This is a genomic window from Enterobacter sp. KBR-315C3_2022, assembly GCF_041399425.1.
Lineage (GTDB): Bacteria > Pseudomonadota > Gammaproteobacteria > Enterobacterales > Enterobacteriaceae > Enterobacter.
In genome coordinates, this window is record NZ_JBGKEB010000027.1 from 26,328 (window position 1) to 51,296 (window position 24,969).

23 protein-coding genes and 1 pseudogene are annotated in these 24,969 nt (G+C 55.0%); all 24 read left to right on the forward strand.

The window, feature by feature from the left end:
- Positions 1-393, forward strand: coding sequence for a hypothetical protein (locus AB8804_RS20430; RefSeq protein ID WP_371189761.1), 393 nt, complete (start codon positions 1-3; stop codon positions 391-393).
- A complete protein-coding gene (locus tag AB8804_RS20435; protein ID WP_371189762.1) occupies positions 393-788 on the forward strand; it encodes a hypothetical protein in 396 nt (131 codons plus the stop codon). Before AB8804_RS20430 ends, AB8804_RS20435 begins: the two co-directional genes overlap by 1 nt.
- A complete protein-coding gene (gene traU, locus AB8804_RS20440; RefSeq protein WP_371189763.1) occupies positions 785-1,780 on the forward strand; it encodes a conjugal transfer pilus assembly protein TraU in 996 nt (331 codons plus the stop codon). The genes AB8804_RS20435 and traU overlap by 4 nt, the downstream gene beginning before the upstream one ends.
- A gap of 18 nt (positions 1,781-1,798) precedes the next feature.
- Complete coding sequence (gene trbC / locus AB8804_RS20445; protein ID WP_371189764.1) at positions 1,799-2,425, forward strand: type-F conjugative transfer system pilin assembly protein TrbC; 627 nt, start codon at positions 1,799-1,801, stop codon at positions 2,423-2,425.
- Positions 2,422-4,284 (forward strand): type-F conjugative transfer system mating-pair stabilization protein TraN, encoded by a 1,863-nt coding sequence (gene traN, locus AB8804_RS20450; protein ID WP_371189765.1) that lies wholly within the window; start codon positions 2,422-2,424, stop codon positions 4,282-4,284. The genes trbC and traN overlap by 4 nt, the downstream gene beginning before the upstream one ends.
- A 119-nt stretch (positions 4,285-4,403) precedes the next feature.
- On the forward strand, positions 4,404-5,096 hold the full coding sequence (traF, locus tag AB8804_RS20455; RefSeq protein ID WP_371189766.1) for a type-F conjugative transfer system pilin assembly protein TraF: 693 nt from the start codon (positions 4,404-4,406) through the stop codon (positions 5,094-5,096).
- A gap of 76 nt (positions 5,097-5,172) precedes the next feature.
- Positions 5,173-5,406 (forward strand): hypothetical protein, encoded by a 234-nt coding sequence (locus AB8804_RS20460; protein WP_371189768.1) that lies wholly within the window; start codon positions 5,173-5,175, stop codon positions 5,404-5,406.
- A complete protein-coding gene (trbB, locus tag AB8804_RS20465) occupies positions 5,406-5,951 on the forward strand; it encodes a type-F conjugative transfer system pilin assembly thiol-disulfide isomerase TrbB (RefSeq protein WP_371189769.1) in 546 nt (181 codons plus the stop codon). The genes AB8804_RS20460 and trbB overlap by 1 nt, the downstream gene beginning before the upstream one ends.
- A 56-nt stretch (positions 5,952-6,007) precedes the next feature.
- Positions 6,008-6,349, forward strand: a complete 342-nt coding sequence (locus tag AB8804_RS20470) for a hypothetical protein (RefSeq protein ID WP_115408831.1) — start codon at positions 6,008-6,010, stop codon at positions 6,347-6,349.
- On the forward strand, positions 6,342-7,709 hold the full coding sequence (gene traH, locus AB8804_RS20475) for a conjugal transfer pilus assembly protein TraH (protein ID WP_371189770.1): 1,368 nt from the start codon (positions 6,342-6,344) through the stop codon (positions 7,707-7,709). Before AB8804_RS20470 ends, traH begins: the two co-directional genes overlap by 8 nt.
- The gene (gene traG / locus AB8804_RS20480; protein WP_371189771.1) at positions 7,709-10,597 is read left to right on the forward strand and encodes a conjugal transfer mating-pair stabilization protein TraG; all 2,889 of its coding nucleotides are present in this window, start codon (positions 7,709-7,711) and stop codon (positions 10,595-10,597) included. The genes traH and traG overlap by 1 nt, the downstream gene beginning before the upstream one ends.
- A complete protein-coding gene (locus tag AB8804_RS20485; protein WP_371189772.1) occupies positions 10,598-11,173 on the forward strand; it encodes a hypothetical protein in 576 nt (191 codons plus the stop codon).
- A 34-nt stretch (positions 11,174-11,207) separates the two neighbouring features.
- Positions 11,208-11,657 (forward strand): hypothetical protein, encoded by a 450-nt coding sequence (locus tag AB8804_RS20490; RefSeq protein WP_371189773.1) that lies wholly within the window; start codon positions 11,208-11,210, stop codon positions 11,655-11,657.
- 256 nt (positions 11,658-11,913) lie between these two features.
- Positions 11,914-12,147 (forward strand): hypothetical protein, encoded by a 234-nt coding sequence (locus tag AB8804_RS20495; RefSeq protein ID WP_371189774.1) that lies wholly within the window; start codon positions 11,914-11,916, stop codon positions 12,145-12,147.
- Positions 12,144-14,324: a type IV conjugative transfer system coupling protein TraD gene (gene traD, locus AB8804_RS20500; protein ID WP_371189775.1), complete on the forward strand. Its 2,181-nt coding sequence runs from the start codon at positions 12,144-12,146 to the stop codon at positions 14,322-14,324. The genes AB8804_RS20495 and traD overlap by 4 nt, the downstream gene beginning before the upstream one ends.
- Entirely contained in the window at positions 14,324-19,486 is a 5,163-nt protein-coding gene (gene traI, locus AB8804_RS20505) for a conjugative transfer relaxase/helicase TraI (protein WP_371189776.1), read from the forward strand. The genes traD and traI overlap by 1 nt, the downstream gene beginning before the upstream one ends.
- Positions 19,487-19,587: 101 nt before the next feature.
- Positions 19,588-20,271, forward strand: coding sequence for a ProQ/FINO family protein (locus tag AB8804_RS20510; RefSeq protein ID WP_371189777.1), 684 nt, complete (start codon positions 19,588-19,590; stop codon positions 20,269-20,271).
- Position 20,272: 1 nt separating this feature from the next.
- On the forward strand, positions 20,273-21,073 hold the full coding sequence (locus AB8804_RS20515; RefSeq protein WP_371189778.1) for a DsbA family protein: 801 nt from the start codon (positions 20,273-20,275) through the stop codon (positions 21,071-21,073).
- Between the two features lie 147 nt (positions 21,074-21,220).
- Positions 21,221-21,767, forward strand: a pseudogene (locus AB8804_RS20520) (phospholipase D family protein).
- Positions 21,768-21,918: 151 nt separating this feature from the next.
- Complete coding sequence (locus AB8804_RS20525; RefSeq protein WP_371189779.1) at positions 21,919-22,170, forward strand: replication regulatory protein RepA; 252 nt, start codon at positions 21,919-21,921, stop codon at positions 22,168-22,170.
- Between the two features lie 233 nt (positions 22,171-22,403).
- The gene (tap, locus tag AB8804_RS20530) at positions 22,404-22,481 is read left to right on the forward strand and encodes a RepA leader peptide Tap (protein WP_072207148.1); all 78 of its coding nucleotides are present in this window, start codon (positions 22,404-22,406) and stop codon (positions 22,479-22,481) included.
- Entirely contained in the window at positions 22,462-23,337 is an 876-nt protein-coding gene (gene repA / locus AB8804_RS20535; protein WP_371189780.1) for an incFII family plasmid replication initiator RepA, read from the forward strand. Before tap ends, repA begins: the two co-directional genes overlap by 20 nt.
- A gap of 991 nt (positions 23,338-24,328) precedes the next feature.
- Positions 24,329-24,670 carry a hypothetical protein gene (locus tag AB8804_RS20540; protein ID WP_371189781.1) on the forward strand — a complete coding sequence of 114 codons (342 nt, stop codon included), beginning with the start codon at positions 24,329-24,331 and terminating at the stop codon, positions 24,668-24,670.
- Positions 24,671-24,873: 203 nt separating this feature from the next.
- Positions 24,874-24,969: helix-turn-helix domain-containing protein (locus AB8804_RS20545; protein WP_371189783.1), on the forward strand; the 96-nt coding region annotated here is incomplete at its 3' end.

The window sequence follows — 24,969 nt, forward strand, 5'->3', positions numbered from 1 at the left end:
ATGGTTATCATGATGGCATTCAGTCTCCTCTGCGCCGGATTGCTGATTGTGGTGCGGCTTCAGCGGCGGGAATGCCGGCGACTGCGGGCGTATGCGGATGAACTTATCATACGCTATGGGGAGAGCGAGGCCCGGCTTGAGACCCTGGTTCTGGAAACCTCGAAATGCGGTGGTGTGCTTTACGATCTCATTGAGGTTGAACAGCTTACCGTTCTGGTGAGCCACTTGCCGGACTGTAACGATCGTGAGGTGGCTGATCGTATTCTAAAACGTTTGCACTGGCGAATGTGCAGGTTAATGAAACAGGTTGCTGACCGGTATCATCTGTCAGCGGAAAATAAGCAGCGCTGGCTGGTTGACGGTACCGGGCGTCCTGTTACGGAGGGCCAATAATGCCGATCCCATTTATTATTACCCTGCTGTGTTTCACCGTCGGTGTGCTGCTGTCGGTGGTGGCCTTCCAGCGCTGGGAATACCGACGGCTTCGCCGGGATGCTGACGGTATCGTGGTGCGCTATGTGAAAATAGCTGAACGTTATGAAAGCCTGGTTCGGGATATCACGGAACCTCATGGCGGTGTACTGAGCGGGCTCGAAGACGTGAACCGTTTGTCGACATGTCTTCCTTGTCTGCCGGATAAAGAACGCGCCACAGCACAGGTCGCGATAAACTGTCTCGAGCAGTGGTTGCGTCTTCTTCTGTGCCCGGTAGCGGATCGCTATCATCTGTCAGCGGAAGATAAACAGCGCTGGCTGGGTGACGGTGTCGGGCTGGAGGTGCGTGAATGAAGCGCTCCCTCTCTGCGTTGGTTCTGGCCTGTGGTCTGACTATCGGTACCGGTTCGCTTGCCTCAGAGCCTGAATGCCAGGGGCGGTTCGTCAATCCGATCACCGATATCTGCTGGGAATGTATGTTCCCGATGTCCATCGGTAATGCAACGGTGTCGTCCGGTTCGCTGCCGGATACGGAGAACCCGTCTTCCCCCATCCAGTTCTGCCCGGTTCCGCCGCCTGTCTTACAGCGTATCGGACTGGCGATTGGTTTCTGGGAGCCGTTTGCCCTGACTGATGTAACCCGTGCACCGTTTTGTATGGTGAATCTTGGTGGTGTGAGCATCAACGCCGGTAAACTCGGCAGTGGTGGAGGTAAGCGCCAGGCCGCAGACAATACCGGCGCCTTCTACCATGTACACTGGTACAAATACCCTCTGACCTGGTGGCTCAATATTATCACCGACCTGGGCTGCCTGCAGGGCGGGGACATGGATATCGGCTATCTGTCCGAACTGGACCCGACCTGGGATGACAGTTCGCTGGCCTCGGTACTGGCACCTGAAGCATTTCTGTTCGCCAATCCCATCGCGCAGGGGGCCTGTGCCGCTGATGCGCTGGCCAGTGCCGTTTCAAAACCCTTAAACCCGCTGTTCTGGTGTGCCGGTTCGCACGGCAGCATGTACCCGTTTACGGGGTTTGTCTCCAATCAGGCCAGCCCGCAGGCCGCCAGTGTGCTGCTCTCCGAGCGAATGGATTACAAGCTGCATCGCCAGGGGATGATCCTGAACAGTGTCGGCGCCGATACGGCCGTGTGCTATGAGTATCCGTCGCCCATTATGCCGAAAGATCGTTACCGCTATCAGATGGTCAACATGTATCCGGATGCGGGACGTTGCCACCCGTTTGGCCGTACCGTGATGGCCTGGGAGGCCGGGCATGCCACGCCGGCGAGCCGACAGAACTTTGGTTACCTCATCTGGCGCAAGCGTAACTGCGTCTTCCTCTGATTTTCCGGGAACAACCTGATGAACCATAAAATTTTTACCATGCTGGTCGGGTCGCTGCTGGCGGCTGCCTGCGTACAGGCCGATGGCCTGACAGACGAGCAGCAGCTTTTTCGTGCCCTGCGGGAGCAGAGTGCAGCGATACGCCAGCTTCCGCAGAACGCCGCAACCATGCCGGACGTCAACGCCCTTTTGCAGGACAAACTCTCCGGGGCTGATCGGCAGTGGATAGGTGATATGCAGCGCCGGGTGCAGTCATCTGTCGCTCCGGACAGTGAGGCCCGTCCGGACGCTTTGTATTTCCTGTCATTTTCCATCCCCGAGGAGGGGCTGAAGCAGATGGTCCCGGCGGCAACGCGCTTTCATATTCCGGTGCTGATTAATGGTCTCGTGGATAACAACTTCCGCAAAACTGTGGAATCGGTCTTTCGTCTGGCGCGGGAGAACAATCAGGGTGGGGTGCAGATAGATCCCCGTCAGTTCAGTAAATACGGTATCACCTCGGTTCCGGCCCTGGTGGTGACCTGTGATGCCGGATATGACCGCCTCACTGGCAACCTGAAGTTAAAAGAAGCGCTGGAGCGGATTGCTGCAGAAGGGGATTGTGCCGATACGGCGAAGAAATTGCTGAAGGAGGGTGCATCGTGAAAAAACAGCTGATACCGGGCATTTTGTTGCTGGCAACGGCGGTATCCGTACTGGCCAGCCCGCAGTATGACAAGGCGGCAAAGTATGCCGGCAGCGTGAAGAATCAGGGGATGAATGTGATGAAGGGGACCGACCCGGCGGCGACGATCCCCGGATACACCGCGAAACCGGATGAATCCGGTTATTACGGCGGGACCACCGCCACCAGTAATCCCGACCTAGAAAACGCCGGCAACAGTGAGATGCATAACGGAGAAGCCGGTAAGACCATCATGGAGGTCATTAAGAATCGCCCGAAGGATCTCATCTCCACCGACGCCCCCTTTATCAGCGGTTCGCTGGATATTGAGGACAAGGCTGAAACCATCATGTCCGGTACCGATACGCAGTGCAAGGATGTGAACGTCGATAAGACCCAAATCACCAATTACACATGCGAACGTACCCCGGCGGTGGAACTGGCCTGTACTCGTACCGCCGGAGCAGGCGGTGGTCACTATGAACCTACCACAGTGGTGTCGACCTACACCGTCACCAATGATCAGTTTAGTTACAGCTATGATGGCAACAAAAGTGTTTATTTTTCGTTCCGGGCTCCCGCATCAGGAACGGTTATTAGCGCTTCAGCAACGCTTCATTTCAATGACAGAAATATGTACTACCAGATGACATGGTGGGGCATCAATGAATCGGTTTCGGTTAACCAGAATAAATCCTGGGAAATCCCGGGAGCGCCAGGGGCTATCCTGAATGAGGGCAGCGCCTCCGTGCAGGGGGTGATTCTGAATAAAAACTGTCTGAATGGCAATCAGGGGCGCTGTCGGGAATACGCCCGTAAAACGCTGAACTGGCTGCAGGGTGGCTCTGAAGCGTGGATGAACGTCACGCTGACCATGCGTGTTACCGGGCAGAAATGGGTTCCGGACGTGGTGTGGTCGGAGAACTGCCCGTTTGATAAGACCGACCAGGTGCTGATTAATAGCGTCTGTACTGACCCTGGTGGCGATCGCACTTTTGCCGTCAACGGTGAGAATTATGTTCTGCACAGCGACTGCTGGCAGTACACCGACACGTATGTTTCTCAGTCGGCCGATAACGGCACCTGTAACGACTATATGCAGAACCCTGCCTGTACCGTCGGCTCCACGACCTGCCTCGACAGCCTGAACGGTACTTGTTTGCGTGAGCAGGTGGTCTTTTCCTGCGAGGAAAAGGTGAGCGGTAGTGCACAGCTGTGCGGTGGTGAACTGGTCTGTACCGGTGGCAGTTGTGACCAGCTGGATGACGGGAAGTCGAATGGGTTTCAGTCAGCCGTTTCGGGGCTGGCGGCGCTTGCGGCCGCCGGTAAAGATATCGCCGCCCTGAATGGTGTCAACGTATCCGCCTTTACCGGTGAGGGCCACAGCTGTCGTAAGGCTATGGCGGGTTTCAGCAACTGCTGCAAGGACAGTGGCTGGGGTAACGATGTCGGACTTGCCAGCTGCAACACCGAAGAAAAGGCGCTGGCGGAGGCCAAGAAGCGCAAGCTGAGTATCTACGTTGGGTCGTACTGTGCGCATAAGGTGCTCGGCGTCTGCCTTGAGAAGAAAGAAGAGTACTGCCAGTTTGAGAGTAAGCTCGCGAAAATCATTCAGGACCAGGGGCGTCGCGGCCAGCTGGGTATCGGCTTTGGTAGCGGAAGTTCGCCGAACTGCCGCGGACTGACGGTGGCGGAACTGCAGCGTCTGAATTTCAAAAACATTAACTTTGCCGACTTTTATGATGACCTGGAGAACGGTACCACGCTGCCGGCAGACCAGGATCTGCTTGACCGCGTTAAAGAACAGATAACCGGGAAGATGGCAGGAGGTGGCCAGTGAAGCAAACCCTCCCGACAGTATTGCTGTTGCTGGTTACCGGGGCGCAGGCAGCGACTGTCAGTCCTGACCCGTCACAAAGTGCATTTCCTCCGTCTGCCCTCTTATCCACCGGAACCTATGTGGATGCACCCATTGTGGGGTGGCACTGGTACAACGAGCCTCAACCAGAAGAGGTGGATGATCCGGACGATGACACAGTCCCGCTCAGCGCCCTGCCACCAAACCTGCAGATGTCGTTGCTACAGAAGCTGACAAAAGAAAAGCTCAACAGCGCCATATTGTCCCCTTCCCCGGAGAAAGCGGCGGACTATCTGCGCATGCAGTCTTATCTGATGAACCTGTCCGGGCAGTTTACGCAGTCGGCCAAAAAGGCCTTGCTGCTGTATCCGGACCTCGATTACAACCTGGAGCACAGCCGCTATAACGGTACCGCAACCCTGCAGCAGACGGCGGCCCGTCAGCAGCAGAATGATGCCATTCATAATCTGGGTCAGCGCTATGGCCTGTTTATGTTCTACCGGGGTAACAATCCGCAGGATCTGCAGATGGCGGCCACGGTGAACCAGTTCTCACAACAGTACGGACTGTCGTTGATCCCCGTCAGCATGGACGGCGCACGCAGCGAAGTCCTGCCACAGACCCGGCAGGACAGTGGCCAGGCGGCGAAGATGGGCGTCAGCCAGTTCCCGGCCCTGATGCTGGTTGAACCGGGCAGTGAGCAGTATCAGCCACTGGCCTGGGGCTTCATGACGCAGGACGACTTAGCCCGCCGCTTCCTCGATGTGGCGACTGATTTTAAGGCGCAATACTAAGGTAAGGGAAAATATGACAAAAGAATGCATTTCTCATCATAAGCACGAACAACAGATCAGGCAGGAGAACCTGCTGATGTTCTGTGGCATGGCCTTTATGGCAGCGGGGCCAGTGTTCTGGTATCTGGCGGGGATGGCGCTGGATGTGCGGGCTATTAGTCTGGGGCCGGACAAGGTTGATGTTCTTGAGTGGGTCAGTATTGCCGTTTCGCTATTGCTCAGTCTCTGTGGTGCCGCCCTGGGGCTGGCAGGCTGGGGGCTGGCGTCATGGCATGCCTGGCGAGCGGTACGGCAGCCGGGGGGACTGTGATGAAAATCCAATATCCAAAAGTGGCGCTGGGGCTGGTACTGATGATGAGCGGGTTTGTATTGATGGCGCACGCCTCGACGCTGGATGAGCTAAAGGCGCTGGAAGCCGGCAAGTCAGAACTGCAGCCCCGGGCAGAGGTAAGGTCAGTACCAGAGACTTCCACTACGCCTGCGGGGCGGGCATACCGTCTTCCGGATGGTCGTTCGATAAATACTGCCGATTATCGACTGGTGTTGTTTATGCAGTCTTCCTGTCATTTTTGTCAGCAGTTTGATCCGCAGCTTATCCAGCTATCCGCGCAGACGGGCTTTAAGGTGTTCCCCTATACGCTGGACGGAAAGGGCGATGTGAGTTTTCCGCAGGCGATCCCGGCCCCGCGTGCCGTTCTCGACCAGTTCTTTGGCCCCGGTAATAACGGCGTGACGCCCACGACCTGGCTGGTGAACGTGAATACCCTGCAGAGTTGGCCACTGGCGCAGGGTATAACGGACATGAACAGTTTGCTGCAGAGGATAAATCAGGCTCTGATGTTCCATCAGAGGTAGCGCCCCACTGACCGCTTCATATAACCCCTTTTATCTGTAACTTCCGGAGAACTTCAATGAAACAGGCATCTTTTCTGATGAAACTTGCTGTTGTCTTTTTTCTGCTGGCGATCGCCTGTGGCTTTGCTGGCTGGGGCGCATGGAAATACTGGAACGCCATGTTCAGTGCGCTCGGTTATGGCATTGCGGACTTTGTGACGCTAAATGCGGAAAATCAGGCGATGAAAACCCCGCTCAATCTGACTATGTATGCCATGCCGGTCGGCTTCTGGTGTGCAGCGGCCGGCTTTCTTGCCGCATCCGGTGTGTCTTTTCTCCTTGATGTTATTGGTGATATCAAAACGCATTTCGTTGATTTGTATTTAGCCATGCGTAGTAAGGATGATAACCATGCGTAAAACGCTTCTGGCCGGGATACTGGCGCTGGTCTGTAGCGCGTCCACGTATGCAGATGTGAACGGCGATCTTAATAACTACTTCAACAAGCTGGGTTTTGAAGGTAATGCCACCGGCGCTGCTGCCTGGCAGGGGCAGGCGGCAGGTTATATGACCGGCGGTAACCTGTTTCTCAGGAGCCCGGTCAAACAGATGCAGGTGATGTCGTTTACCCCGCCGTCACTGAATGCCGGCTGCGGCGGCATCGATGCCTACCTGGGGTCGTTCTCATTCATTAACAGTGATCAGCTGCAGCAGTTCATCAAAAACCTGATGGCCAACGCCCAGGGGTATTTCTTTGACCTGGCGCTACAAACCGTGGCGCCGGAGCTGAAGGACGCCAAGGACTATCTGCAGAAGCTGGCGGCGGACATGAACAGCATGAACATCTCCAGCTGCCAGGCGGCGCAGGGCATCATCGGCGGCCTGTGGCCGAAGACCCAGGTCTCCCAGCAGAAGGTCTGTCAGGACATTGCGGGGGAAAGCAACCTCTTTGCCGACTGGGCGGCATCCCGACAGGGCTGCACGGTCGGCGGAGAGATGAACAGCGTGCTGGATAAGGCTGGTGACAAGGACAAGGACCGGGTGCTGCGTAACAAAAACCTGATGTGGGAGTTGCTGGGGCGTAATGCCATGCTTGACGGGGATACTGAACTGAAAGAAATGGTGATGAACCTGACCGGGACGCTGATATTTGACCGCAATGGCGCGGCAAAATCTCTTATACCGGAGGTAAACCACCAGGGATTACTGGTCGCCCTGATGAAGGGCGGTAATGTTGAGATCCAGCGCTGCGTCTCGAGCGGCGACTGCCTGGAGCTGAAAAACGGGTCCGTGACTATCAGCAGTAACCGCGCCCTGATATCGCGGGTGAGAGACATGATTGGCAGTATCCGCGATAAATTGCGAACTGATGAACCGCTGTCAGCGGCGGAGAAAGGGTTTATCCAGAGTACCTCCATTCCGGTGCTGCGCTACCTGGTGGACCCGATGCAACTGAGCCTCAATGTAGACATGCTGTCCTCACTGTCGGATTACATCGCCTACGACATTATGCTGCAGTATCTGAAAGAGCTGATTGAACAGGCCAAACTCTCTCTGGCCAGCCGGAATTATGATGAAGAGGTGATGAAACCGCTGAGGGCCAACATCAGCGAATCCAGCCGTCAGGTGGAGGCCCTGCAGCAGGAAGTACAGGTGAAAAGCGATGCGCTGGCTGAGATGGACCGCCAGATGAGCTATCTGCGTCAGCAGACCTCAAGCCAGCTGCTGGACCGCTATCAGCAGAACTACCGCTTCGGCGACAGCGAAGGGGGCCTGTGATGGATGCGGTTTACGTCCTGAGCGGCGGGGAGTTCCTGACGGCCATCTTTAACGGCGTGGCTGTCCTGATGGGGACCACCGAGTGGGCCTCGATGTTTCGTATTGCGGCGCTGATGTCGGTTATGGTGTTGTTTGCCACCTACATTCGCGGTCATGACCCGCTGGAGGTGCTGAAGTTTATTGCTTTCTTTATGTTTCTCACCAGCGTGCTCATCATACCCAAGCGAACGGTGCAAATCATTGACCGCAGCGACGCAACCAGTGTGCATACGGTCGCTAATGTGCCGCTGGGGCTGGCGGCACCGGCGAAGTTTATCACCGGCATCGGTACTGCCCTGACGGAAGGCTTTGAGGCTGTATTCCATACCCCGGATTCAGCCACCTACAGTAAAACCGGGATGCTGTTCGGCGCCAACCTGGTGGGGACTGCAACCGACTTTGCCTTCCGTAATGGTGACCTGGCAGAGTTGTTTACCGCTTATGTGCGAAACTGCGTGGTAGGCGATATGTTGCTTAACCACAAATACTCATTCCAGGAGCTGATGAACACCGAAGATCCGTATTCGCTGATATTCAGCAAGCCCAGCCCACTGCGCGGTGTGATGGTGCCGTACGGTAATACGATGGCAAACCGGGAAGGGTTCTGGACCTGTCAGGAGCTGGCAACCGGCGTGCTGCAACCCCAGCTGACCACCGACACCCAGAATGGCGGTAAAACCTGGGACTACTATGTTGCCCGCCTTACCGGCGGAAAACCCAATGCCAGCGCGCTGTTTGGTACCCTGCTGGGTGACAGCTACAGCTATTACTATGGCGGTGGGAGTGGTGCCAGCCAGATTATGCGACAGACCGTGGTGATGAACGGCCTGAAGCAGGGCATCGCCTCTACCAGTGCGCAGAACGGCGATGCCGCCGGTCTGGTCAACCTGGCCTCGCAGTCGTCCTATACCAAGATGCGTCTGAGCCAGGCCACGTCAACCAGCATTGCCACCACCTACCTGCCTTTGCTCAATACCGTGCTGCTGGCGATGGTGATTGGCCTGTTCCCGGTGATTATCCTGTTGGCCTCCATTCATACCCTGACTATGGAAGTGCTGAAGGGGTATATCTTCACACTGATATACCTGCAGGCCTGGGGGCCGATGTTCGCTATCCTCAACTACGCGGTCAGTATGTATCTCACGGGTAAAACAGGGACGCTGAGTTTTTCGCTGTCGAACCTGTCGGTTATCCAGCAGACCCATGCGGATATTGGTTCGATTGCTGGCTGGCTGTCCCTCTCCATTCCGTTCCTTGCCTGGGGTATCGTGAAAGGGTTGGGTAGCGCAGTGTCGCAGGCCGGTAACTACCTGGGTACAGCAATGAACAGTACGGCTTCTTCTGAATCCTCCCGTGCCGGCGACGGCAGCTGGGCCTTTAATAATCTGCAGACCGACAACGTTGCCGGCAATAAGTGGGACACCAACTACGCCAGCCGTAGTGGAATGGCCATGACCCAGATGGGAAACGGTGCCACGGCGACCCGGACACAAAGCGGTGCATCGGTCTACGATACCACCGGTGCGATTTCCCGGCTGCCGACCGATATTCAGCTGGACCGTTCGGCTGTTAGTGGATTCCAGCGTCAGCAGCGTGAAGCAGAGAGTCAGCTGCAGAGCCTGAGCAACTCGCTGAGTCACTCGGCCAGTACCGGGACCTCACAGCTGTCGCAGTGGGCCAGCCAGCGAGGGAGCAGTGATACTGTCAGTCGTGGCGCTGATAACAGCATCAGCGCGAATGATGCGGCGGCTATCAGTAAACTACAGAGTGCCGTGGCGCGTTATGCGCGTGACAATAATGTCAGCCAGGCTGATGCACTCAGAACGGCAATGGAACAAAGCCAGAACGCCTCGTTTAATGTTGGTGCTGGTGTGTCTGCGGGTATTGATACCAGTAAGTCCATTGGAGGCAAGGCAGTCGAATGGACAACCGGGCTGAGTGGTAAGCTGGAAGGCCATATTAAAGGAGATTACACCGGTAACAATGGTTCCTCGCACGGCACCAGTTCGGATATGAGCAACCGAACCAGCCATACGAAGGACTTCAGCGCTCAGGATCTGAAAGATATCCGCCATGGCGTTGATGTGGTTGCCAGCCACCGTACGACCGATAGCAGCAGTCATACGGATAACGCCTCTGGTTCGTTACTTAACCAGATGGCAGCGACCTTCAGCGACATGCGTACTCAGGCCAGTCAGTACAGTGACACACAAAATCGCAGCCATGAATATGCGCAGATGGCAAGTTTTGTGGAGAACAACAGTGCGGCCATCCGTAGCAATGCCACCCAGGAGTTTGTTGAATATGCGAAACAGAATCATCCGGATGCTGAACGTGTGCTGACTGACGTATCCAGCCCGGAAGCGCGTGCCGAGCGAGAGGCACTGGCCGGACGCTTTGTGGAAGAGCGCATGATGCCGCAGCTGGAAGCGCAGTTCCGTGCCAATCAGGGACGGGCCACAGAAGGAATGGGCGATACGGTTTCTGCCAGTGGATTGCAGGGCGTCAGTCACAGTGACTTTGCCGACCAGCAACAACATATGGCGCAGACGGCTGCCGGGCATGGCGTGAAAGCCGATGGTGAGGTGGCTGGTGAAGTCACACAATCGAGAGCGAATGCACAACGAAGTGTTGATTCTGCTCAAGAAAAAGTCAATCATCAACAGTCAGAGGTGAACAAACAGTATACTAATCTTGAGCAGGAACATCAGGTGCAGGGACGTCGTTTTGATGAAGCCAATAAGGCAGAGCATGTGCGGCAAGAGGCCCGTCCCGTTATAGATATAACCGACAGTAATAAGGCCAAAGAAATGTTGGATGATTCTATGAATAAATTTAAGGGGAAGTAAATGGTGTTAAAAAGTGATATTGAAAATGATGCGAACAAAATAATTGATTCACTAAAGAAAGATTATCGCATACCTACATCCGGAGAAATTATTTTCCCGGTAATTAAAGTTATGTCAATTGTCTATGCAATGCATATCATAGCAATTTTTGGGAACGAATTTGTATATAAGAAAGATATATGGTTTCCAGGCGTAATTATGTGGTTGGTTTTATCTTGTGGGATACTTACTGTTGTTGCTCTAATGATGACATATGCTAATCTCTCCATGTTAATGTGCATCCCAAAAGATGTGCGGGATAAATCAATCCTGCTTAATGTTGGTAAGCAAAAGCTGAAAATATATGGATGTATCATTATCGCTATAAACATCGTTGTTGCTATCGTATTAATCAGTGAACGATCTGATTTTATCATCGGCTACGGATTTTCTTGGTTTGCTTCTTTCCTAATTGGTGGGGTTGTTTTCAGCATGTCCATGAGTCGATACATGACCCCCGCGGTGGTCGCCACGCTCGATAAAATTCGCCAGGTGGTTTCCTCTCCTCAAATGTCATCGAATAGCGAAGAAGTTTAATAATAATTTTGGTGTGGTTTTGGTTTGTGGAGGGATGATGATGTTGGGGTTTAAACGGAATAAAAAGGAAAAGCAGGAAAAGCAGGAAAAGCAGACGAGTCCAGTTGATGTTAGCCTTGGAGTCAAAAAACATTTATTTGCATTAATTGTCAATAGAACCAATAAAGAATGGTATGAAAAGAATGGGGCGATTGGTTTTATCAATTTCATTGGTTCTTATGATGGCGAGGAGTTATTGCCCGTTAATATAGAATACCCTTTTGTATACACATGGATGGACCTCGCTCATGAAGGTGGGATGCGTATGAGCTTTAATACGCGAGATATGAAGTTTTATTGCCAGGCCGTCATTGAATCTTTGGGTATTGACGAGGTTAATGAGAATTCAGATGGCATTATCAACGAAGTGGTTGACGATTTTGTGAAAATACACACAGGGGCTTTCTTTAAATTGATTGAGGAAATCGATAAGGGTAATTTTTAATCGTCACCACTGTGAGTGGTTGTTATTTTTATATTCAATTAATGTAAGTGTGTTTTGATGAGGTTTATGCGCTGACATTGAATTCTAGGTTAAGGGGCAGGATTCCGTTCTGTCCGAACTTACTAGGTTTGTTAAAGGCTGTTTTCTATTTTTACTCCGAGATTCGAAGTCGACCCATTAAATATCTAATCCGCCATGCCATCGTGCTGTCAATCCTGCCAGTGCTTGCTGCTCATATCTAAATTAAGGTTACGTTATGAATTGTTCTGATAATGTCAGTTCTGATGCCGTGTTGTCTGAAGAAAATATTTTGTCTTCGCGCCAGACAGGAATGGGATACGCCCATATAAACCAGCTTCTGCCCATGATGAAATGGAATAATAATGACCTCATTATCATTTATGATCCGACTGCTGCATTTCGGGATGTGTTTTCTGATTCGCTGATTGTGTCAACGCCTCCATGTGAATATGCCGGGAGGGATAAATGAGTTCCACCAAGCATATTACCCAGGGCGGGCAGGTATTCAGCTATATGCTGAATATGTTTATGCAGGTCAACCGCCGTATTGCCTTCTGGTTGTTAAATCTCTTTTTTGTGCTGACACCGTTATTTTTCTGGATGCGGGTGCCGTGGCAGGATATGCGTAACGGCGGACTGTACTGGTGGTTATACCTTTCCGCTGGCGGTGAAAAAGCGTTGTTCAATGTACCGCCCGTATATGATGTTCCTTATGACGGGCAAATCCTGCATTTTACCTCTGCAGCCATTCTGAAAGACCCCTATATGACCTATGCAGGTCAGCTGACGCTGCAGGAGCTGTTTATTGCGGTATTCCTGGCGAGCTGTGTGGTGCTGGCGGTGGCTTATGGCGTCTATTACCTTCTACGCCGACTCGGCGAGAAGCAGGCCCAGGATGATCTGGTGGGCGGCCGTTCGCTCACGGAGGACGTAAAATCAGTGGCCAGAATGCTGCAGAAAGAGGGTAAAGCGTCCCCCCTGCACATTGACCAGTTGCCGCTGGTCAATGGTGCTGAAGTTCAGAATATGTTGATGCACGGGACTCCGGGGGCCGGTAAATCTAACGCTCTGAACAAGTTGCTGAAGCAGTTGCGACAGCGCGGTGACATGGTCATTGTCTACGACAAGGGCTGTTCATTAGTTAAGCGTCATTTCAATGAGAATGTCGACAAGCTGCTCAACCCGCTTGATAAACGATGTGAGTTCTGGGATCTGTGGCTGGAATGTCAGAGCACTCCTGACTATGACTCTATGGGGAACACGCTGATCCCCCAGGGAACCAAAGAAGATCCATTCTGGACCGGGGCTGCCCGGACCATCTTCACTGCCGTGTCATCCCGCCTCAAAAATGCCCCTGACCGTTCGTATAACCGGCTGCTACGCACCCTGCTGGCCATTAACCTTAAGGCGCTGCGCGAGTATGTCGCCGGATCTGAAGCTGCCAACCTGATGGAAGAGAAGGTGGAGAAGACCGCAATTTCTATCCGTGGTGTGCTGACCAACTACGTGAAGGCATTGCGCTACCTTCAGGGGATTGAGCGGACCGGTAAGCCCCGCTTTGCCATCAGGGAATGGATGAAACAGGTGAATGAACCTGACCAACGTAACGGATGGCTGTGGATCACCTCGAATGCCCGCCAGCATGAGTCCCTGAAGCCGCTGATCTCGATGTGGCTGGCCCAGGCGGCTAACTGCCTGCTGGAGATGGGGGAGAACCCGACCCGGCGAGTGTGGTTTATTTTTGACGAACTGTACTCCCTGCATAAACTCCCAGAGCTGCCGGGCGTCCTGGCGGAGGCCCGTAAGTTCGGTGGTTGCTTTGTCCTCGGCTTCCAGAACAAACCGCAGATGGATGTGATTTACGGTTCTGATTTTGCCACCGCCATGATGGATCTACTTAATACGCGTTTCTTTTATCGTTCTCCGGATGAAGAAGTGGCGAGCTACGTGATGCGACAGTTGGGCCAGCGCCGGGCGAAGGTGTTTAACGAGCAGTACAGCTACGGTGCAGATACTGTGCGTGATGGGGTGTCGTTCAGCAAACAGGAAGAAGATCAGTATCTGGTCAACTACTCTGACATTCAGTCCCTGCCGGATTTGAGCTGCTATGCCACGCTGCCCGGAAAATACCCGGTGGTACGTATGAATATGACCTACGAAAAAATGGATTTTATCGCGGCAGAGTTTTTGCCACGGGAGCTGAATGACAGTCTGGATCAGGAGATTGAAGAGGAAATTACCCGTCGCGAGCTGGATGAAGACAGCATCGACAGGTTGCTTGCGGTACAGAGCAGTGAGCCTGCTGTACCGGCAACAACGGCATCAGCTGCTGCCGTATCTCCGGCCATTGCTGCAACAGAAACCATCAATTCATCCCCTCTGCCGCCGGCCGCTGTATCGTCCTCCGCATCTGACATCCAGGCAACGACCAGTCAGGTCCAGAACGGTGGCCGGGTGAAGGAATATGACGGACTGCAGGTGGATACGCAGACCGGTGAAATTCTGACTGAGCCAGATCGTTACGAAGACTATGCGGCGTACGAGCAGGAGGCCCTGCAGACGATGAAGGAAGAAGAGAAAAATATCCTCGTTCACCGTGAACATGACGAACCGGACAGGGAGTATGAGCCGGGGGACCGCTGGTAATGCTGACCGTATCATCGACGGCTGGCGGCGGAGCCAGCTACTACATGGCGAAAGATAATTATTACTTTCTCGGCAGTATGGAAGCGTCCTGGATGGGGAAAGCCGCAGAGCTGTTAGGGCTGGAAGGCCCCGTGAATGCGAAGACATTCGATGATGCCCTGGCTGGTTTTTTCCCGCAGGGCGTCGATCTCTCCCGGATGTCGGGCGGTCAGAATGTTCACCGGCCGGGTTACGATCTGACGCTGTCGGCACCCAAAAGTATTTCCGTGCTGGGTGTGGTACTGGGCGACAGCCGTATTCTGGAGGCCCATCAGCGTGCTGTCGGTGTGGCCATGGGAGAAATTGAACGACTGGCCAGTACGCGGGTCATGGTGGATGGGGTCAGCCAGACAGAGATGACCGGTAAGTTGCTGGCCGCCGCTTTCCATCATGACACCTCGCGGGAGCTTGATCCGCAGCTGCATACGCATCTGATAGTGATGAACCTGACGGAGTACCTGGGGGAATGGAAGACACTTTCCAGCGATAAGGTCGGCAACAGTGGTTTTATCGAGAACGTCTATGCCCTGCAGGTGGCGCTGGGCAAAATCTACCGTAACGAACTGCGTCAGGCCGTGGAGGAGATGGGATTCCGGACCGTGGTGACCGGCAAAAACGATCTGTGGGAAATCGAGGGTGTTCCGGTAGAGATATTTTCACAGCGTACGCAACAAATTCGGGAGGCCGTCGGGGATGGCGCGTCCCTGAAATCCCGTGACGTGGCGGCTCTGGATACGCGTAAGGCCAAACAGAAAGATCCCGACCGGGTAGAACTGCTGACCGACTGGATGAACCGTCTGGAGCAGGAAGGATTCGATATCGGCGCGTTTCGCCAGGAGGCTGAAGCTCGTCTGAAAGCTATGGATAGTGACAGAGCAATACGCCCGGAGACGACCCCGGACGATGTCCGTCAGGCGGTAAGCCTGGCGATTTCTCAGCTCAGTGAAAAACGTACCCGTTTTACTTATTCCGATGTGCTGAACCGGACGCTGAACAGTCTCGATGCGCGGGAGCAGATTGCGGTGATGGCGCATTCTGCCATTGAACTGGCGATTGAGGACCAGCAGCTGATACCGCTGGATCGGGAGAAAGGTCTGTTTACCTCCTCCATTCATCTGCTGGACGAACTGAGCCTGCAGCAACTGGCCGGGGAGATGAAATCCACTGTGGTGGTCTCTGGCGGTGTTCCCGCCCGGTCCTCTCCGTCTGCACCGGTGATGCAGCAGATTGAAGCAGATCGTCCTTCACTGGCGATTGTCAGCCAGCCCGGAGGCGCGGGTGGTATGCGTGAATCGGTGCTGGCAGGCGTGCAGCTGGCGCAGTCACAGGGGCGGGACGTGGTGGTGCTGGCCACCGACCGCACCAGTGAGCGCTGGCTGGCTGAGCAACCCGGGTTGACGGATAAAGTGATAACCCTGAAAGGGCTGTCAGAGGTCCCGTTGCCGGCGAACAGTACGCTGATTGTGGCCGGGGCGGAGAAGTTCTCCGTCCGTGATGCGCTGACGGTCACCGACCAGGCGCTTCGCGCGCAGTCGCAGCTTCTGCTGATGGACAGTGGCGGGCGCAGCGGGACAGGTAATGCCCTGCAGACGCTGGAGGTGGCCGGGGTGACCCGCTACCGGGTGGAAACGGAACGTACCGTGGCCGTCAGCGTGGTCAGTGAGCCGGACAAGCGCCAGCGTTATACGGCACTGGCCCGGGATTATGTGGCGATGGTGAGCCAGGGAGAGAACGTGGTGGTCCAGGCCAGCGGCGAGCGCGAGCAGCAGTCGCTGACGGCAGAGCTGCGGCAGGCGCTGCTGGAAAAGGGACTGCTCGGGAGTAAAACAGCGACCATCGACACGCTGGTTCCGCAGTGGCTGGACAGCAAAAACCGGCGCCAGCTGGATACGTACCGGGAGGGCATGGTGCTTGAGCAACGCGCGCCGGACAGCCGGGTGTCTCAGCGCTATACCATTGACCGCGTCAGCGCGGAGACCCGTTCCCTGATGCTGGTCGGGGAGGATGGCCAGCGACAAGGGATGAAGCTCAGTCAGGTGGACAGCAGCTGGAGCCTGTACCGGTCACAGACCGTTGATATTGCCGAAGGGGAGAAACTGACCTGGCTGGCGCGACAGGGAAAACAGCGTGCCGGTGACAGTGTCACAGTCACTGCCGTGCGGAAGAACAGTCTGGTGGTGGAGCAGGACGGGCAGAAGCGCGTGATTCGTACCGACGAACCGCTGAAGGCTGGATATGGTTACGTTACCTCACCGGGAAAGCGTGTCAGCGAGCAGGGCACGGTGCTGGCGGCTGTGTCCGGCCGGGATACCGGGGCGACGATGCTCAATACCCTGGCCCGCAGCGGCGAACACATACAGCTTTTCACCCCGCTGGCGAACGATGAGGCCGAACGACGCCTGTCCCGCTCGCCGCTATACCGGACCGCGCTGGCGCAGGTTAACCCGCAGAACGGTGAGCTAGCTGACGCGCTGTCGGCGGCGCAGGAGGCGCTGATGAGTCCGGCAGAGAAAGCGGTGCGTCAGGCGGTGTCGCTGGCCCAGGGGAGTGAAGTGGTGTTCAGCCGACCTGATGTACTGGCAAATGCCCTGCCGCTGCACCCCTCCCTGCGTCAGGGGGATGTGGACCAGGAGCTGGCCCGTCAGGTGCAGGCGGGGGAACTTATCCCGGTGCCGGGACCGAAAGGCATCGCACAGCAGCTGTACGTGACGGCCGCGAGTTATGAGGCGGAGAAGCGCGTCATTCGTCTGGTGGTGGAGGGGCTGGACACGCAGGCGCCACTCCTGAGCCACGCCGACCCGGCGTTATTCGCCGGGCTGACGGCCGGACAGCAGCAGGCCTCCGGCCTGATACTGGAGAGCACCGACCGCTTCATCGGCATACAGGGCTACGCCGGGGTGGGGAAAACCACCCAGCTGAAAACCGTACTGGCGGCCCTTGATACGCTGCCGGCAGAACAGCGTCCTGATGTTGTCGGGCTGGCCCCGACCCACCGGGCGGTGGGCGAGATGGCCGATGTGGGCGTCAAAGCGCAGACGCTGGCGAGCTTCCTGATGGACATGGAGCGCCGCATTCAGGGCGGAGAGAAGCCCGATTTCAGTAAAACCCTGTTCCTGGTGGATGAGAGCTCGATGGTGGGTAACCGGGATATGGCTGATGCGATGGGCCATATTGCTGCCGGTGGTGGTCGTGCGGTGCTGAGCGGTGACCGGGACCAGCTGCTGCCGGTGGATAACGGCGCACCGTTCACCCTGCTGCAGGAGCGTAGTCCGTTAGATACCGCCATTATGCAGGACATTGTGCGTCAGAGTCCGGCGCTGAAACCGGCTATCGAATCGGTAATTGCCCGCCAGGTCCCGGCGGCACTGGATACCATCCGCAGCGTGACGCCGGATACGGTGCCGAGAACGCCGGGGCGCTGGTCACCGACGCAATCCGTGGTGGCCATCCCCCAGACGAAAGAACAGACGAAAGAACAGAAGGAAGAGCTGGGGGACCGGGTAATACAGGCCATCGTCGATGACTTTACCGGTCGTACCCCGGAGGCGAGGGACAATACGCTGATTGTCACCCAGACCAACGCCGACAAGAACGCCATCAATACCGCCATCCACGCTCAGCTGCAGGAGCGCGGTGAGCTTGGCCGGGAGGTCACGATTACCGTACTGGACCGGGTGAAAACGCAGACCGACAGGCTGAAGTCGGTAGCAGGGATGGCTGCGCAGCACGGTAATATTGCGCTGATTAACGACCATTACTACACCATTCGTGCCGGGCAGGACAGCCGCCAGAACGGCTATGTCGAACTGATTGATGAGACCGGTCAGGCACAGGCATTGTCGGCCTTTGAGAGCAGCCTGCGGGACATCGCGGTGTTTAAACCCCGTGAGATTGCTGTATCGGTCGGGGAGAAAGTCAGTTTCTCCCGTTCTGACCGCGAGCGCGGACGCGAAGCGAACAGCAACTGGACCGTCACCGGCGTGACAAAGGACGACGAGCTGCAGCTAACTCAGGGGGAGGAGACCCGTACCCTGAACCCGAACGCCGACCTGGCCGACCGTCATCTGGACTACGGCTATGCCGGAACAGCGCACAAGGCTCAGGGCGCCAGCGCACTGTATGTCATCGTACTTGCCGGCGTGGACGGTGGCCGCCAGGCACTGGCCTCCCTGCGCGATGCGTATGTCGGCCTGTCGCGTGTAAAAGCACATGTACAGGTCTATACCGACAATCTGGGCAAGTGGCTGACGAAGGTCTCTCAGCCTGCAGAGCGGCAGACGGCCCACGATGTGTTGCTGGCAGATAGCGACCGTCAGGCAGCGACCGCGCAACAGCTATGGGAAAAGGCCACGCCGTTGTCTGACAGCGCCCTGGGGCGGGCGCTGGCAACACAGTTACCGGAGGCGGGCGAGGCCCGCTTTATCCACGGCAGCCGGAAATATCCGGCGCCGCATGTGGCGCTGCCGGTACACGATGCCAGCGGCGTGCAGCGGGCAGTATTATTGCGGGAGGTACAGCTTGATGGCGATGGCCGGTTACGGGGCTTAAGTGATAACGCCCGCCTGCTCGGAGGTGAAGAGGCCACACTGGTGATATTCCGGCAAAGTGAAACCGGCCTGACCCGTCAGGCCACGGATCTGGCAGAGGCCCGACAGCTTGGGCTGCAGCATCCCGGTGACGGTATTGTGGTCGTCAGTGGTGAATCACCCACCGATGCCATCATGAAGCGCCTGAGCGGTGGTCTGGTTCTGCCGGACAGTGCCGACATTTCCCGTCACCCGGGAAGCAACCCGACAGACACGCCTGACCCGGTGAGCCTAAAAACGCCGGAAGAGCAGCGGATGGCGAAAGCACTGGCTGAAGAGGTCCGACGCCAGCAGCATCAGGAGGCCGCCCCGCATTTCCCTGGTGACCCGGAACGCCCTGATGCTCTGCAACAGGCGGAGCGTGCTGAATCCCGTGCGCTGCAGCGTGAGGCTGAACAGTCCCGGCAGCAGGAGCAGGCCGGGCTGAGTCAGGTCATACAGCAGGATCGTCAACAGACGCGTCAGCGGGAAAGCGTGACCGACCAGCTTCACCGGGTTGAGCACGAGGTAGTGAAAGAAAAAGAAATTGGTGAGTAACCGGCATCTGTCGCGCAATATCAATGCCGCCAGCGTCGGTCCTGTGGAATACTTCACATATTAGTCACCCCGAGCTATCAACACACTACAGGAGTCTGCCTGTGAATGATGACAAACCCCGTCCGCGCCTGAGTCTGAAGCGTAAGGCCCCGCCAGCAGACGCGTTCGTACCTGTCAGCGAGGCGGGGGCGGACATCACGGTCTCCCGGCGTAAAATGGTGGTGGTGAACACCGGGCCAAAACGCAATAAAAAGCCGCTGGCGGATGACCGACCGCCTGCCTCCCGGGTGCTCCAGCCGGGCAAAGGGCAACCCAAAAAGACAAAGGAAAAAAAACAACCAGCACTCCCACCCAACAAAGCGGTGGAGGTAATACCTCCTCCACCGAAGAAAAAGCCACGCCCTGGCCGTTCGGCGCGGCTGATGCGCACGGCGGACGCCGTGCAGACGCTGAGTACACACTGGCCGGGCCTGTACGCTGGCGGCCAGCTGCGCCCGCTGGCCATCGGGGTAAGCGAACAGCTCTTTGCCGATGCAGAACGCCGGGCACTGCCGTTGTCGAAGAAGATAATACGCCGCTGTCTGAAAACGCTGACGCGGACGGAAACGTATCTGAGCGGCCTGACGGCAGGAGTCGCATGCTATAACGCGGATGGCTCTGTTGAATCACTCATTCCGCCTGAGCGTGAACGTGCAGCCACGGCAAAGCTTGCGAGGGTACAGGCAGACAAACCGAAGCAACAGGCGGCAAACGCACCCGCCATAGATGAAAAAAAGGAACATTAAAATGTTAACAGTAAAGCGCACCGCACTGGCGGTGCTGATGACCAGCACTCTGTTGTCCGGTATGGCAAATGCGGCGGAGAAAGCCACACCTGACTTTACTCCGGAGCAGGAGGCCCGCATTGGTGAAATCGCGAAAGACTACCTGCTGGCTCATCCTGAAGTGCTGGTTGAGGTCAGTCAGAAACTGCAGGCACAGCAGCAGGAAAAGCAGCAGCAGGCGATGACGGCGGCCGTGATTCAGCATCAGGCCGCGCTGCTCAACGATAAAGGCACGCCGTCATATGGCCCCGCCGATGCCAAAGTGACGGTCGTGGAGTTCTTCGATTACCAGTGCATCTACTGTGCCCGCCTGGCCCCTGAACTGGAGAAGGTGATAAAAGCCAACCCAAGCGTGCGCTTTGTGTTCAAGGAATTCCCGATATTTGGCCAGCGCTGGCCGGTGTCGCTGAGTGCGGCGAAAACAGGACTGCAGGTCTGGAAGCAGAAGGGAGCCGACGCTTACCTTAACTATCACAACGCGATTTACGCCACCGGTCACAACGAGGGCAAACTGACCGATGCTGATATAAGCGCGGCCGCAAAAGCCGTGAAATTTGATGCGAAGACAACCCCTGACGTTCAGGAAACCCTGGATGGCATAAACACGCTCGCGCAGCAGTTGGGCTTCAGCGGTACGCCAGCCCTGGTGGTCCTCCCTTCAACCGGCACCAACGCTGATAACGTGACGGTTATCCCGGGATACACCAGTGCGGAGGCCCTGCAGCAGGCCATCCGTCATGCAGCCGGCGATACCAAAAAATAATTAGGCGTCCGCCACCTGATTCCGCTAAAAGATACTGACGCCTTCGCCCTGCTCAGTAGTCCAACCCCGGAGAAGGGTAAAAGCAAGTTTTCCCCGTCTCCGGCGTTTCTGGTTAACACATCCGAACAGTATTTCTGAGGTTATTTAATGCGTAAGTTCACCTTTCGCCAGCTGGCCGTGTCCGGTCTGGTTTGCCTTTCGCTGAGCTGTATTCAGCCCGCAGTTGCTGCTCCCTCCGTTCAGATCGGTTTTTCACCTGAAGGCAGCGCGTTGCAGCTGGTCCTTAAGACTATTGAGTCAGCACAGCACGACATTCGGCTGATGGGCTACTCATTTACGTCTCCGGAGGTGGTTAGCGCAATTGTCAGAGCAAAACACCGGGGTGTGGATGTGAAAATCGTGCTTGATGAGAAGGGAAACAAAAGCAAAGTCAGCCAGGCGGCGATGAACGTTGTGGTGAATGCCGGTATTCCGCTGCGTACCAACGGCCACTACGCCATCATGCACGATAAAGTCATTATTGTTGATAATCAGACGGTTGAGTCAGGCAGCTTTAATTACACCGCGCTCTGCGGCCTCGAGAAATAGTGAGAACGTGCTGGTGATTAATGACGTGCCGGAAGTGGCACAAGCCTACCTTCAGCACTGGCAGTCGCGCTGGGACGGGGGAACTGACTGGCATTCTTCATACTAATCAGCATCGTAATTTGATCTGCAATCTACATCCATCTAGGTGAGCCATGCGCCAACATGGCTCACACTTTCGCGTAAAGTTAAGTCGCTGATTTCATGAATCTGTAGTATCCTCTGCGAAACGATCCTTGCTTGATCCTTGAGGAGGCAATATGTCGCAGGTCGGAAATGTAGTAACTTCCTCATCGAAACGCGCTTACAGAAAGGGTAATCCCCTTAGTGAAGCTGAGCGACAGAAAATTGCTTCGGCTAAAAAAAGGGCTACGCATAAAGAACTGAAAGTATTTATTAAGCCCGAAATCAAAGAGTATCTTTCTAACCTCTGTGAAGAAGATGGTGTTACTCAAGCTGAAGTGTTAGAAAAGTTGATTGAAAGGGAAGCTTTTAGTCGAAAAGCATCGTGATGGACTCACTTTCTTGATACTTAAGATTTTGAGTGCTAGATTACTGATCGTTTGAAGAATTTTGGCTGGCCACGCCGTAAGGTGGCAGGGAACTGGTTCTGATGGGGTGTCTACCCGGGACCAGAAAAGACAAAACCCCGATAATCTTCACAAGGTTTGGCGACTCAGAGAAGACTAACGGGGCTTACCTAAACTGTATAGAAGCTGTTGCTCTATGCAGGGAGTATAGTTTTATGCTCAGAAAAGTTCAATACCTGTTTCTGTGCCTTTTGCTCCTTCCGTGCAACATAAGTGCGGGAAGGTGTGACTGACGCTCAGACCCTGTTCTCTCATTACCGACAGGTCAAAAACCCGAATCCGGCATTCACGCCGCGCGAGGGGAAAAAGACCCTGCCGTTCTGTCGTAAGCTGATGGCGAAAGCCGAAGGCTTCACGTCCCGTTTTGATTTTTCCGTCCATGTAGCGTTCGTACGCTCGCTCGGTAAGCGTCATCGCATGCCGCCGTTGTTGCGCCGTCGTGCCATTGATGCACTGCTTCAGGGACTGTGCTTCCACTATGACCCGCTGGCCAATCGTGTACAGCGTTCCATTACCAATCTGGCCATCGAGTGCGGGCTGGCCACGGAATCGAAAAATGGCAACCTGTCCATCACTCGCGCCACGCGCGCACTGAAGTTTATGGCGGAGCTGGGGCTGATTACCTACCAGACCGAGTATGACCCGCAGATTGGCTGCAACATCCCGACCGATATCTCCTTCACGCCGGCACTGTTCTCCGCGCTCGACGTCTCTGACGTGGCTGTTGTGGCCGCCCGCCGCAGCCGTGTCGAATGGGAAAATCAGCAGCGTCAGAAGCAGAGCCTGAAGCCGCTGGAGATGGACGAGCTGATAGCGAAATCCTGGCGGTTTGTGCGCGAACGGTTCCGAAGTTACCAGTCTGAACGTAAACAACATGGCCTGAAACGTGCCCGTGCACGTCGTGACGCGGACAGAACCCGCAAGGACATTGTGACGCTGGTGAAACAGCAGCTGACGCGGGAATATGCCACCGGGCGCTTTACCGGAGGGCTCGATGCCATGAAGCGCGAGCTGGAACGTCGCGTGAAAGAGCGCATGCTGATGTCGCGTGGCAACAACTACACGCGGCTGGCCACCGTCCCCATATAACCCTACCTGACTGAAAAATCCGGCTGGCGCCGGAGGATTTCGCACGTCTGTTGTCTGCCGCTGCTTATTTTCTGCGCTAAATGGTAAAGCTGCTCAGCGAATCCCACGTCCTCTCGCCATCCGAATGGCCATAAATCTCATCGCTGGTGTCACTTTCGGTCGCTGAGTTCAGTTATCCACAAAAAACTGCAAGGGACCTTTCCATAAGGTTACAACCGTTATACTGACAAAGCGCCATACGACCTGATTTCAAAGTGCGTGGTTTCCTTTAAAAACCTGCTCTGTACTTCTTTTAAATATCTTTTATTTCATTCATATAAATATATAACCTGTTCGTCGCCTGGCCTGTGGACAGGCTCCTGAAAATGCCCGCCCTTGCGGCGGACTTACGTCCGCGCCGGTTCGGAAAAAAAATAAAAAGTAGCTCCCTCCGCTACGCGTCGGGCATAACAGAGCCGATAGTTACAACATGCAAAAGACTTCGAATACCTTACCGTGCACAGCGGCAACACCTGAGCCGGGACCCACCACTGAAAAGCGAGGCCGCCCCGGGCCGAAGGCCCGGAACAACGTCGCTTTTAATGATGGATGTTGTAACTAGATTTCTGAGCAGCTGTGAGTGGTATCGCTGGAGGTCTTAAGTACACGCCCGTAAGCGGCCCTTACGGCCCGCTAACGCGGAGATACGCCCCGACTGCGGCTACGCCTTGTCGTGACCACTCCGAAGGCGCACAGAACGTTCTTCACTGCAATTAGCGGGTTATTGCTTAGCAGGGAAGGGGGGGTTAATAGCGATCCTCTATTGTTCAACCGGCTACGCCGGGCTACGGCGCCAATTAGCAGTACAGCCACATTCAACTACGGCTGGCGCCTTCATGCGCCTGCGGCGCATTTTTACTAGACTGGCCGAGGAACAAATCGGATATGTACTTCACGTAAAAACCAGGTTATGAATAATGATTACTCAAATTTTATAAGGAAATTCATATAAATGAGCAATCCATCATTATTCGACTCGATGGTTGACAGCATGCTGAGTATTGAGCGCAAAGACGTGCTAATTGATACATGTCGTAACCTATTCATTGAAAAGGATTTTTCATGCATGCAACCATCCGTTCAGAAGGAGCTAAAAGCTATTTTCGATGATGATGATATTCCTGTTTCTGAATCACCTCGATTAGCATTAGGGATGTGTGCCCTGCTTCTGGCGAAAGAATTAAACAATGATGCGCTGTGGCTATTAGCAAATGAAATCATGAAAATATCCGATAAAGCAACTTTGCAGACAGCATTCGAAATGGTCAGACAACAACTGCAAGTTCCTCGCTAGCGGATAGGTCTCCGGCGTACTGCGCATCCGTGCGTAGTACGTATATCAGAAAATACTTCTTACTATCAGATTGTTGTAGTATTGAAGGATGGAAAGCACATGGATAAAAATGAAGGATATTTGTATTTCTTTAAAAAATCCGCTTACGGGCCGTTTCATAAGCTTTTTGGTCTTCCCTTTTACCTACTGCGACCACCCATATAATAAACCGGAAACAAGTATTATCTCTACGGCAGAAAGGCTTAGGGGCGTCAGAAATATCCCGGCAGCTTAATATTGCCCGCTCAACTGTCTATAAA